This window comes from Acinetobacter sp. R933-2, assembly GCF_030325485.1.
Lineage (GTDB): Bacteria > Pseudomonadota > Gammaproteobacteria > Pseudomonadales > Moraxellaceae > Acinetobacter > Acinetobacter sichuanensis.
Genome location: NZ_JACAIJ010000030.1, coordinates 1 through 11,937 on the forward strand (window position 1 = coordinate 1; position 11,937 = coordinate 11,937).

13 protein-coding genes and 1 pseudogene are annotated in these 11,937 nt (G+C 33.4%); 6 read left to right on the forward strand and 8 right to left on the reverse strand.

All coding sequences use genetic code 11. The annotated features are described in order from the left end of the window. The first annotated feature begins 184 nt into the window (after positions 1 to 184). Positions 185 to 1,231 (forward strand): restriction endonuclease, encoded by a 1,047-nt coding sequence (locus HX005_RS18965; protein ID WP_286378534.1) that lies wholly within the window; start codon positions 185 to 187, stop codon positions 1,229 to 1,231. A gap of 119 nt (positions 1,232 to 1,350) precedes the next feature. Here the strand turns inward: HX005_RS18965 and HX005_RS18970 are convergent, their stop codons facing one another. Then, complete coding sequence (locus HX005_RS18970; protein WP_286378535.1) at positions 1,351 to 2,322, reverse strand: GTPase family protein; 972 nt, start codon at positions 2,320 to 2,322, stop codon at positions 1,351 to 1,353. A 189-nt stretch (positions 2,323 to 2,511) separates the two neighbouring features. Between HX005_RS18970 and HX005_RS18975 the strand changes: the two genes are divergently transcribed. Next, positions 2,512 to 2,757, forward strand: coding sequence for a type II toxin-antitoxin system RelB/DinJ family antitoxin (locus tag HX005_RS18975; RefSeq protein WP_286378536.1), 246 nt, complete (start codon positions 2,512 to 2,514; stop codon positions 2,755 to 2,757). Beyond that, positions 2,747 to 3,039: pseudogene (locus tag HX005_RS18980) on the forward strand (type II toxin-antitoxin system RelE family toxin). Before HX005_RS18975 ends, HX005_RS18980 begins: the two are co-directional and overlap by 11 nt. A gap of 66 nt (positions 3,040 to 3,105) precedes the next feature. On the opposite strand, the gene HX005_RS18985 reads toward HX005_RS18980, so the two are convergent. Both HX005_RS18985 and HX005_RS18990 read right to left on the reverse strand, forming a co-directional pair. Next, positions 3,106 to 3,396, reverse strand: coding sequence for a type II toxin-antitoxin system YafQ family toxin (locus HX005_RS18985; protein WP_005265046.1), 291 nt, complete (start codon positions 3,394 to 3,396; stop codon positions 3,106 to 3,108). Beyond that, complete coding sequence (locus tag HX005_RS18990) at positions 3,383 to 3,643, reverse strand: type II toxin-antitoxin system RelB/DinJ family antitoxin (RefSeq protein ID WP_286378537.1); 261 nt, start codon at positions 3,641 to 3,643, stop codon at positions 3,383 to 3,385. Before HX005_RS18990 ends, HX005_RS18985 begins: the two co-directional genes overlap by 14 nt. Positions 3,644 to 3,875: 232 nt before the next feature. Between HX005_RS18990 and HX005_RS18995 the strand changes: the two genes are divergently transcribed. After that, on the forward strand, positions 3,876 to 4,655 hold the full coding sequence (locus HX005_RS18995) for a DUF2189 domain-containing protein (RefSeq protein WP_286378538.1): 780 nt from the start codon (positions 3,876 to 3,878) through the stop codon (positions 4,653 to 4,655). Positions 4,656 to 4,838: 183 nt separating this feature from the next. Here the strand turns inward: HX005_RS18995 and HX005_RS19000 are convergent, their stop codons facing one another. The 3 genes from HX005_RS19000 to HX005_RS19010 form a co-directional block, all read right to left on the reverse strand. Then, positions 4,839 to 5,378, reverse strand: coding sequence for a plasmid replication DNA-binding protein (locus HX005_RS19000; RefSeq protein ID WP_286378539.1), 540 nt, complete (start codon positions 5,376 to 5,378; stop codon positions 4,839 to 4,841). A gap of 69 nt (positions 5,379 to 5,447) precedes the next feature. After that, positions 5,448 to 6,353 carry a replication initiation protein RepM gene (gene repM, locus HX005_RS19005; protein ID WP_286378540.1) on the reverse strand — a complete coding sequence of 302 codons (906 nt, stop codon included), beginning with the start codon at positions 6,351 to 6,353 and terminating at the stop codon, positions 5,448 to 5,450. 685 nt (positions 6,354 to 7,038) lie between these two features. Continuing rightward, the gene (locus HX005_RS19010) at positions 7,039 to 7,509 is read right to left on the reverse strand and encodes a conjugal transfer protein TraD (RefSeq protein ID WP_286378541.1); all 471 of its coding nucleotides are present in this window, start codon (positions 7,507 to 7,509) and stop codon (positions 7,039 to 7,041) included. Between the two features lie 176 nt (positions 7,510 to 7,685). Here HX005_RS19010 and HX005_RS19015 point away from each other — a divergent pair, with 176 nt between their 5' ends. Together HX005_RS19015 and HX005_RS19020 are read left to right on the forward strand one after the other, a co-directional pair. After that, on the forward strand, positions 7,686 to 8,993 hold the full coding sequence (locus tag HX005_RS19015; protein ID WP_286378542.1) for a MobA/MobL family protein: 1,308 nt from the start codon (positions 7,686 to 7,688) through the stop codon (positions 8,991 to 8,993). Between the two features lie 157 nt (positions 8,994 to 9,150). Continuing rightward, on the forward strand, positions 9,151 to 11,076 hold the full coding sequence (locus tag HX005_RS19020; protein ID WP_286378543.1) for an acyltransferase family protein: 1,926 nt from the start codon (positions 9,151 to 9,153) through the stop codon (positions 11,074 to 11,076). A gap of 77 nt (positions 11,077 to 11,153) precedes the next feature. On the opposite strand, the gene HX005_RS19025 is transcribed toward HX005_RS19020, so the two are convergent. Both HX005_RS19025 and HX005_RS19030 read right to left on the reverse strand, forming a co-directional pair. Further along, positions 11,154 to 11,468 (reverse strand): BrnA antitoxin family protein, encoded by a 315-nt coding sequence (locus HX005_RS19025; protein WP_286378544.1) that lies wholly within the window; start codon positions 11,466 to 11,468, stop codon positions 11,154 to 11,156. Further along, the gene (locus HX005_RS19030; RefSeq protein WP_180124507.1) at positions 11,455 to 11,742 is read right to left on the reverse strand and encodes a BrnT family toxin; all 288 of its coding nucleotides are present in this window, start codon (positions 11,740 to 11,742) and stop codon (positions 11,455 to 11,457) included. The genes HX005_RS19025 and HX005_RS19030 overlap by 14 nt, the downstream gene beginning before the upstream one ends. Positions 11,743 to 11,937: the final 195 nt, after the last annotated feature.

The window sequence follows — 11,937 nt, forward strand, 5'->3', positions numbered from 1 at the left end:
CCGACTTGTTTCCTAGTCGGCTTTTTGCTGTTTTTGGGAATGTGTGAAATTTTTTAACTATTTGAAATAAAAAGGACTTAAATGAAGCGTTTCGCATAACCTCTATTATGTTAAATAGGCGTGCCTTTACTAGATAAATAATTTAATCTTTCCTCTATTTTAATAAGCTAGAGAGATTACTGAAATGCATAAAAATATTTGGGGAATTCATATAGATCGATCAGTAGGATTAACACCTATAGAACAAAATTATATAGGAATTGGTTGGTCAGAACTGGGGGATTTATCTAAATTACCACCTAATAGAGATTCGTTTAAGGCTGCTTTAAAAGAGAACCAACCTAATGCAACAGATGCATCTGTAAGAGCACAATCTAGTCCCCTTTTTAGATTTACTTATGAAATGCAAATAGATGACTATGTTATTTATCCATCAAAAACAGACCGTATGATTTATGTGGGTATAATTAAGGGTAACTATGAGTATCAAAGTAATTTAGAAGATGATGACTATAAAAATAGAAGAGAAGTTGAGTGGATTACTCCAAACGGAATTCCCAGAAATAGTTTCAGTCAAGCCACATTAAATGAGCTAGGTGCTTTTATTAGTATTTTTGCAATTAAGCCTCATACTGCAAATGAAATATTAGGATCTCTTGGATTAATTAATCTTGAACAAGAAAATATTGATTTATTACCCAATCTAGAAGAAGAATCAGATGAAAACCCGGATGATGAAGTTGCTACTAAAGCAATTACTGAAACGACTAAGACTTCTACAGAAGATTTTATTATCAGAAAATTACATCAAAATTTAAATGGATACCAATTTGAAGAATTTGTAGCTCACTTATTAGAATGCATGGGGTATGTAGCAAGAATTACTCAGAAATCAGGGGATGGTGGAGTTGATATTATTGCCCATAAAGACATACTTGGTTTTGAACCCCCAATAATAAAAGTACAATGTAAAAAAATCTTAACATCTAATGGATTACCAGAAATAAATCAACTCCTTGGAACACTAGGTGATGAAGAATATGCCTTATTTGTTAACTTAGGTAGTTATACCATTCAAGCTAGAAACAAGGCTACAAACAAATCTAAGTTAAGATTAATTGATGGAAAAGAAATAATTAATTTAATTTATCGGTATTACGACAGTTTCAGCCCGCAATATAGAGCCTTAATTCCTTTGAGGAAAATATTTATACCTGATCTAGGTGAATAAAATTTATTTAATATTCCTAAAATTAACATAATACCAATTATGCAAACAGCACACAAAGCCTAGACTCTGGTCTAGGCTTTGATGTTAAAAAAGTATAAAAATTAAAACTATTTACAGGCTCAAAAAAGCTTTCCTTTTTTCCCCTTTTCCCAAAACTTTTTCATCACACCTAATGCTGTAGCAGTTAAAATTTCAACTGCTACATCTTTTACAGAATCCCAAGTTTCACCTGCAATTTTTTTCACAGAATCCCATATTCCTTTTTCTGCTTTTTGTTTAATATCATCATTTTTTACATCTTCCTTTGCTTCCCTTACAAATGAATACTTTTTTTCATTGGGTAAGATTTCAACTATTGCATCCATTAACTTTACTAAATTATATTTTTCTTCAACAGAAACAGTCTCAATATAGTCTTTGGATACATTGAATGCTTTACTAACTTCTTCAACTTTTTTATCAATATTTTTTTGTTTATCTACACCCGGTTTATTATTTTCTAAATCCCAATCTTTCAATGGGTTTAGTTTATCAACCTGATTAATTACAAAGAGGACAGGACAATTCTTTAAATTAGGACAAAGAATCTCTCTATATGCCTTTTCAGCAGATGCATATGCACGATCATCGGCTTTTATTACCCAAAGAATTAAATCTAATTCTGGTGCTAATTTTCTATATAGCTCAAAATATTCTTTATCACGTTCAATGGTTTCACCAACGCCAGGGACATCAATTAACTTAATTCCTACTCCTCCATTACCTATAAATATTTCTTTTGGCTCTCTAGTACACGCAGCTACATCACTGACTGGAGCCACATCTTGACCAAAAAGTGCATTACATAAAGAAGATTTTCCTACACCTGTTACACCAAAAACACCAACTTTAGGTGTGTAGTTTCTAATGTTATTTATTTTTGATGTAATAATTTTTTTTAATAAATCAGAAGAATGAGATTTACTATTTTCTCTCCAAATACCGCTTGTCTTACAATTTGGACATGTGACTTTTAGATTACCTCTATCATAGGGTATTCTCAATTTTTGAGAACAATTATTACACTGGATTTCCGTGGTATTTTGTTGCATATTTAATTCAACTTCTCTAATAAAATTAGCATGTTAAAGTATTAGTTTATATAAAACGATACTTAATTTTTAAAAATTACTAGATTATTTCTAATTGTACTTATTTAATGTAATAACGATTATACTAACTAGCCGTGTAATGCAATTTGCATTACAATATTTCCATACATTCAATCAATGGGAAAAGTAATGGCTACTGTTAATTTCAGGGTCGATGAGGCCCTTAAAGAAAAATCTTATTCAGTTCTTAGAGAACAAGGTATTACACCTACTGAGTTTTTTACAAATGTCCTTGAATACATTGCAGCGACAGGGAAACTCCCTGTACAAAAAGCCTTACTCTCAGAAGAGGATACCGAGCTATTAGCGATTGTTCGTAAACGTATTAATGATCCTAAAGAAATGTTCGAGAAAATTACTTTAGATGACTTATAAGTTTTTACGTCATAAGGACTTCACAACTGAATGGGAAAAGCTTCCTAGTACTATAAGAAATCAATTTAAGAAAAACCTTACCAAGATCATAGAACAGCCACATATTCCCAAGAATATGCTCAGAGGTGATCTCTCAGGCTGCTATAAAATTAAATTATTAAAGGCAGGAGCCAACTAGTTTATCAAGTCAAAGATGATCAGGTAGTTATCTTGCTTATCACCGTTGGGAAACGAGATGACAGCATAATTTATGACGAAGCGAAAAAGCGCATTAAAGACTAAAAATGGGAGCTAAGCTCCCATTTTTGAAGATAATTTTTAAATTTTCCTGATTGAAAATCAGGTAACTCAAATCGCTAATTCACTATGACTACCTAACCGAACTAATTTCAAAATTAGTAGTTCTCCTTCCTCTGTCTTTTTATAAATCAAAACAAGATCTGGTTTGATATGGCAGTCACGATGACCTACCCAATTACTGACCAAAGCATGGTCACGATACTTTTCAGGTAAGGTTTCATCAGCTTGCAATAACTCTAAAACAGTTTGTAGTTCAGCATCTACTGTATTTCGATGCTGCCCTTTTTTCTCACGCTTATAGTCTTTCTTAAATGCTGATGTGTACTTAATCGTCCGCATTTAGATCAGCCATCAAATCTTTTACAGAAGTGAAGCTCTTTGCTTTGCTTAGATCTTCTTCCATTGCAGCAATGGTTTCAGCACTGGGTTGCCAAATTTCAAAAGGCAGGGTCTTTTCTTTCGCGACTTTGGTTAACAACAAGCGAACTGCATCTGAGACAGTTAAGCCCATTGTTGCAAGAACTTCTGTTGCTTCATGCTTAATGTTTTCATTAATGCGAGTAGTTACTAGTGCATTTGAAGCCATGTTAAGCTCCTGTGATTAACATTGTTAATCACACTATATTCCTAGATGAAGAAAAATTCAATTCGTATAATCGCCATTATGTTAAATGGATAGTGGTTTAGTGGAAAATTCAAATATTGAAAGGGGGCGCATAAGAGCTTTTTGTTAAATAAAAATTTTTAATCCATTCTAGTATTTATTTTATTTTTTTGGCAAAGTACTGAAATTAATTATCTTTATTAAAAGTATTTTCATGCTAGAAATTATTAACAACAATTGGTTTATTGGTATTGTTGGAGGTTCTATTAGTGGTTTCCTTGTTTGGTTTATAACAAATTATCTTTTTAAAAGTAAGCAGACACAAGCATACATACAAAAAGTACTGTCTGTTAATCGAGAATTAATTTATTCACTCAGATCAGGAATTTCTCAAAGAAATTTACCAAATTTAGATGTATTAACAGCGTTAAGATCTGCCACTGCTCGAAAATATTCTGTTGATATTAATGATATCTATACGAACAAAGAATTGGCTGAAGAGTTAATAAAAGAAGTAATGGACTCTAGTTTCATTCCTGTAGAATCTAAAGCAAGTTTCTGTGATTTACTAAACCCTTTACTAAAAGAAGAGCTACCAAGAGAACAAAAATTACAGATTCTTGAAGAGCAAAGAATAAGACTTGATACTAAAAATGATGTGATCCACACGATGTCATTAACACTTGCTGTATTGGTAGCAGTATTTACGTTCTTAACAACGGTTACCCAAAGGATGCCAAATTTATCACATATAGCTAATGACAAATTTTTAACAGGTATTGTTGTACCAACATTAATAGCCCTTTTGGCTACGTTAGTTGCTTTATTTGCTTTAAGTGTAAGGGTTACACTGAAAAAGAAAGATGAACAAAATAATAAGATAATTGGGGGGGATCATATCATTAACAGTGATGTCATTATCAGGAATAAAATGTCGAAAAATCTAAAAAGTAATAACCAGATAATAGATAAGAATTTTGATGAAGCTAGTTAACTTATCCTAAAATTAACATAATACGCCTTATGCGAAATGCAATACATAACTTGATTTAAATCAGTATATTGCAATCCATAAAAAAGCCTAACTTGAACAAGTTGGGCTTTTTTATGGATTCTTCACGTTCCACGCTTACTTCCTAACCGTTGTTCCACGATTTTCATTAGCTACAGTGAATAATCAATTATCAAAAACGGCTTTTGCTAAACGCCCTAATAACCCTCTTCTTTTAGGCTTTTCCCCTAGATATTTTTGAGTAGTCAAAACGTCATAGTTAGGATCTGGAGGTCTATTAGTATTAGATATATTTATATCTTTATTATGTGCTGTTTCATTTTGGTCTAGTGGCTCTTTATCCTTTGAATTTGGGTCGATAAATGGTGCTATATCAGAGTCTTTAGGAGCTTCTAATAAGCGTTGCATTGTTTCTATTTGGTTTTGATAAAATGATTCACGTTCTTTGGCATCAGATAGTTGATTTTTTAATATGTCTATTTGTTGCCTAAGTAGTAAAAGTTCTGTCGAAACAGGACTGTCTATTTTTACAGATTCTTTTACATTCTGTTTTTTATTAGGCTCTCCAAATACTCTGATTGCTTCTGAAAAGTCAATTTTATTTTCTGAATTTTTACTTAATATTCCTTTATTTATATGATTGTAAATAGTTTGTCTATTTACTCCATATAGCTTAGATAACTCTAAAACAGAAAGACTTTTCATTATGTAAAACCATGCCTAAACTTGTAAAAACTTTACGCCTAATCGGCTGTCTAATAGACATATTATAGATTAGATTTTCAATCCTAGTTTGTCTAAATAGGCAGAGTATTTTTCCACATTACTAGGGTTTTTTAGCTGTGTTTTAATTCGACTAGCAAATTCATTATAGGTTTCTCCAACAGCACTAAATCTACCTGCAAATACAGGATCATGAGCTAACTTTGTTGAGAATAAATCCAACTGTTTTTCTGATAACTCTAGCTTTTTAGTATCTAATTTTTTAGGTTTTTGCTTTTGTTTGAAACTAAAACTAAATCCTGCAATAGATCTCCCTTTTTTATGCTGCTCATATTCAACAGTAACATCTGTAAACTCATTAATTTGGGCTACAGCTACATCTAAAACTCGTCTTTTAAAAAGCTCCATACGTTTATATTCATCATCAGCAATACCTAATTGATTTCTGAAATGTTCTAAATTAAATAAAGGTGTTTTTCCTGTACTACGCCAAGCAATAAGTAATTCATATAAACGTACAGCATATCTACTAGATAATTGGCTTACTTGTTTTAATTCATAACTGGTGAAATGTTTCTCTAAACGGGTAATTAACGGCACAACTGATGGAGCAAAAATTAATTTAATAAGAGCTTCATTTTCCACATATCTAATTTCACTAACCCATCTTGATTTAACATACTCAGTATTACCATTTTCATTAGTGAATTGATAACTAAATCTACGTTCAAAAAGATCATCAGCAGCTTGTTTTAAAACAGAATATGCTGTGTGTTTTTCTACATTAAAGTGATGTATATAACTTGAAGCATGTACATCTAAAGCATCATTAGCATTGATTCCTTTACCTGTTTCTCTTGCTTCAATTATTGCTAGAAGAATTAATCGTTGTTCAACAAGGTCAAGATTATAACTAGCATTGATGAGGGCATTATCTTTTACTACTATTTCTTTCATATAGCACCACCATATTTTTATAGTGTTATAAAACCATTATCTAATGATGGTGTCAATAGGTCGATAAACGGTGCTATATAGGTCGATAAACGGTGCTATATAGGTCGATAAACGGTGCTATATAGGTCGATAAACGGTGCTATATACATCATATAAACCTTGCTATATAAGGCTTTCAGATCAGACAAAAGCTCATTAAAAACTTTAAATTTTAATAAAAACATCAAACATTAAAAATTGCCCTATGTTTTCGCTACGCTCAAACTCTATTGAATCTCGCTTTCGCTCGATTCTTGGAGCAATTTTTTAGTTCATGTTTTCGTGAAGTTAAAAAGAGCAAAAGCAAAGGCAAAAGCATAATGAATTCGCTTCGCTCATCAAGCTTTTTGCTCGCTTCGCTCGATCTAGAAGTCAGTTTAAACATGTAATTTATGCTTTTTTAGGCTATACAGCCCTAAAAAGCAGTTTTTCAGAGAGTCTAGGCTCGACTTTTCTTTGTGTCGCTCGTAGACACTCGCTTAATGATTAAAGATTCATTCCATATTTTTATAGGTTACAGTTACTTATCTTGATGTCTTAGATTAATTGAGTGGATCAGGTGTACAAATCCACTCCCTTTAAAATGATCTTGTTTGGGTATTTTGAAAAACTGCATTGTGTTTTAAATGGATCTATTTTGTTGAGATCAGTGATTTTGATCCTCTGATTGCGCTTGTTTTGCGTTTTTAGCCTGTTTTCGTTCGTGGAGGATAGAAACCCCTTGTTTGTGCCAATTCGTCCATTTATCGCTGTCTGGTGCGATTGCAGTGCTGATGTTATTCAGCATGCCGACCAATGTGGCAGGGTCATGGTGTCCGAGATGGGCAATATCGAATAATGCACCCAGTTCAATCAAGCGTTTGGTTCGGTCTTTGCGTTGCTGTGCTTGTTGTTTTTTGTTCTCAGCATTGAGTAAGTGCTGCATATCCTTTTTGGCTTTGTTGGCTCGGATATTGGCTTTTTCGGTGCGGATTAGGGCATGCAGTTTTTTTTCTTCGATGGGACTGCGCTCGGTTTTTTCATAGAGTTCAATGAGGAGTTTTTGGTAGTCGGTGGGGCGCGACAGTGCCTTTAAGAATTGTAAGTGTCCATTGGGTAATTCAGTTTTGCTTGTCATACAAATACCATCATAAGCGTGCATCTTGATTTGAGTGTAGCATGGATTTGAAAGCGTGCTAAAATTCAGAATGCGCACTTAGTAGTTTCTGACTTTGTCAAGAAACCTAAGCGCGACAAAGGGTTTCACCCTCTGTACTCCCAACAGCACAAGCACAGGCACAGGCAAAAGCGAACATGGCAAGTTATCACTTATCCGTCAAAGTGGGTGGCAAAGGCAAGGCATTGGCACATGCTGAATATATTGAGCGTGAGGGTGAATACAAGGTCAAGCATCAAGAAAAACTGGAAGCGGTTGAACATGGCAATATGCCCAAATGGGCGCAGGGCAACCCAAATTTGTTTTGGCAATGTGCCGATGAGTTTGAAAGAAAAAATGGTGCAACCTATCGCGAGATTGAAATTGCTTTGCCGAGGGAACTTACACCTAAGCAGCGGCAGGATCTGGTTCAGGTTTTTGTTGAACAGGAATTAGGGGATCAGCATGCCTATACTTGGGCGATTCATAATCCCAAAGCCAGTATTGAAGAGGGTGAACAACCGCATGCCCATATTATGTTTAGTGAACGGATACAGGATGGGATAGATCGAGGTGCAGATCAATTTTTTAAACGCTATAACAGCAAGCATCCTGAACGTGGCGGTTGTCAGAAGTCCAATACTGCTAAGAGTGCGGAACAGCGTAAAACTGAATTGGTTGAGTTAAGAGAACGCTTTGCAGATCTACAGAATGCCTTTTTAGCCGAATATGGACATGCAGACCGGGTGGATCATCGTAGTCTTGCTGATCAAGGTATTGATCGAAGCCCTGAAAAGCATTTGGGATGGATTGATAGTCAGAAACAGACCTCAAAAGATTTTTTATTGGCGTATCGGGAAGCCAATCAATCTTTGGATCAGCACCTTGAGTATTTACCACAACATTTGGCAAGGTTGGATCGGGAACAGCAACAAGAGCAGCCAAAGCCTTTAACCCACGCACAAAAACAAGAAATTGTGGATCAGAAAATAGAGGAAGCGAAACAAACGACTGCCGAATATCAGCAGTTGTTTGAAAAATACCGGATTCAATATGTGGATCAGACCATTAAGCAGGAGTTGAAAAAGTATAAGGAGCAAGGTGCCGGGATTCGTCAGCAAGTTGAGAATTTGGATCAGAATAAGCCGATGTTGTTTGGTCGTACTGCGTGGGAAGAACAGCGTGAACAGTTGGTTCGACAGCATCAAGACATTGGTGCCTTGCATGAGCATACCAAGACTGAAAAACGGTCACGGCTTGTATCTGATGAGCGTTTCGGGCGTGAGGTTGTAATTCGACATATTGAAAAGAATCATCCTGATTTAAATGAGAATTTTAAAAAGGCGCAGGAGTTTTTAAATGCCGTGGCGCAATTAAGAGCGTATCAACAGCAACAAGAACGAGAAAAGGCAAAGGAAAATCAAAAGGATCAAGACAATGATCGGGATTATGGGATGAGGATGTAAAATTTAGTCATGACTAAAAAGCATGACTAAATTTTAAGATTTCGCATAAGGCGTATTATGTTAATTTTAGGGAATGTTAAAGATAACTATTAATTCTGACTTAGATCTAATTAACCTATAAAATACGCTAACTTCAGACTTCCATCACTTCTTTTACATGCAATTTAGATACGATATTAACGGACTACGAGCTATAGCCGTTCTTGCTGTTGTTATTTTTCACTTTAATTCACAATGGTTGCCTGGTGGATTTGCTGGAGTGGATGTTTTTTTTGTCATCTCTGGTTTTTTAATGACATCAATTATTTTTAATGGCGTAGAAAATAATAACTTTAATTTATTTAAATTTTATAGTGCTCGGGCAAATCGAATTGTTCCAGTACTAGCAGCCATGTCAGTTGTTTTAATTATATTCGGTTGGTTTTACTTAATTCCTAGTGACTATCGTGATTTAGGAATACAAATTGAAAAAAGTTCTTTATTTACCTCAAACCTTTTATTTTCAAAAGGTGGAGGTTATTTTGATACTGCAGAGCATACTAAGTGGCTTCTTCACACTTGGTCTTTATCTGTTGAATGGCAATTCTATATTTTCTTTCCAATAATAATTATTGCTCTTAAAAAATATTTAAGCCTTAACAATCTAAAACGTGTTGTTATAGGTTTATTTCTAGCAAGTTTTATCTACTGTGTTTATGCAACCTACAAAGATAGTAAAACTGCTTATTTCTTACTAACAAGCCGAGCCTGGGAGATGCTACTAGGTGGATTGGCTTTCCTATATCCCTGGCATATTCGAAAGAAAATTAAGCAAGTTACAATTCAATTGTTAGGCATTATATTTATTCTTGTTTCATATTTATTAATGTCAAAAGATACATTATGGCCTGGTTATATGGCACTAATACCTGTACTTGGTGCATATTTAATTATTGTAAGTAACTTCCAAAATAACCTCATCATCAATAACCCCGCTTTTAATTATATAGGGAAATGGTCTTATTCTATTTATGTATGGCATTGGCCTTTGGTTGTTTTTGGATTTTATTTTGAACTTAAAAATTGGTGGATGTATGGAATTCCAATTTCAATAGCACTTGGGTTTTTAAGTTATCAATTTATTGAAAAAATTAATTTTTTTAGATATATATCTTGGAAAGATATATACAAAGTTAAGCCTTTATACATTTTTTTAGTGATTTTTGCATGTGGTTACACTATAAAGAAATCTGATGGAATAGCTTCACGATTTTCAGAAATTGTGCAAGTTGTTGAACAGGATAAAAGGAACTCAAATCCTTATAAGTGCGATAAACAAGAGTTATATGAATGTACCATCGGTAATCCTTCTAATATTAAAGCTATTATTATAGGTGATAGTCATGCTAATTCTTTGATAACTTCTATTACACCTTTATTTAATTTAGAATCAGAAGGAGTTGTTATATTATCTACATCATTATGTCCTTTGATATATAACATGGAATATTATGATAAAAAATCATTATGCCCAAATATTAATAGAAAGCGATTAGATCTTATTAAATCTCACAAATATAAAAACATTCCTGTTATTTTGGTGGCAAGATATGCAACTTATTTAATTGGTGAAAATGACCCAGATAGAATGCCTATTGATGGGCCAAAACCATTAGTATATTTTGAAAATAATCCAGAAATTTCTCAAAAAAATAGGCTAATTTCATTTGAAAAAAATTTAGAAAAAACTTTATGTGAAATTTCTACAAGCAATAGACTGTATGTTATACAGCCTATTCCTGAGCTTGGTTTTAATGCTCCTCAAAGAGTAATTAAAAATAATATTTACAATAGTAATGAAAAAACATCAATTTCATATGAAAGCTATTTAAATAGGACTGGAAAAATAAGAGAAATTATTACTGAAAGTGCCAATAAATGTAATGGAAAAGTTTTAGATCCAACTAATATTTTATGTAAAAATAATGAATGTATTTCTGTTTTTAATGAAAGATCTATTTATTTTGATGGAGACCATTTAAATGAATATGGAAATAAATTATTAACACCTATGTTTAAGGAAAAATTTATAAATAATTACTGAATTAAACATTATTATCTATCTTAATAATAAATTAATTTTTATAAGAATAGAAAAGTGGGAGCTTATTGCTCCCACTTTTATGGGTGATTTTTTAAATCTTTTAACATTGCTTCACGCAGAATTTTATTCATGCGTGTCTGATAGCCTTTTCCTTGTGCTTTTAACCATGCCAGTACATCAGCATCAAGACGAACAGAGGTTTGTTGCTTCACTGGACGATAAAATTGCTCATGGCGAACAGCATTGCTCCAGTCGGTAATTTCGGGAATATCAGATAAGTCTAATTGTTCATCTGGTACAGTTCCCTTTGCAAGCAAGCGTTTAATTTCAGCATCTTGCTTGTCACTGAAGTTTTCATTCAGTTCTTTGCGTGTATATCTAACCATGCTCATATTGATTTCGCTCCGCTTTGGTGACTTGCCTTGCACTAATGATTCTTATGATTTCACAGTCATCTTCATCAAAGATGGTATGAGCCACTAATAACATCAGTACGCCTTTAACCATACCAATAGTTTGCCAACGCTCCTCACCATTGGTATGTCGATCTTGGATTGAGATCCTTAAAGGATCATCGAAAACAAGGCTTGCCGTTTCAAAAGATACATCATGTTTTTTCTGATTCTTTTGGTTCTTCGCCTCATCCCATTCGAAATACAGTTCCATAAAAAACATTCAAATTTGTATATACAATAATGTATCACATAATTGTATCACTCAAGTTGAATAGAGTTTTTTTGGTCAATTTTATTGGCTGAAAGTGACAAATCTGTTCAATAAAAAACCGACTTGTTTCCTAGTCGGCTTTTTGCTGTTTTTGGGAATGTGTGAAATTTTTTAACTATTTGAAATAAAAAGGAC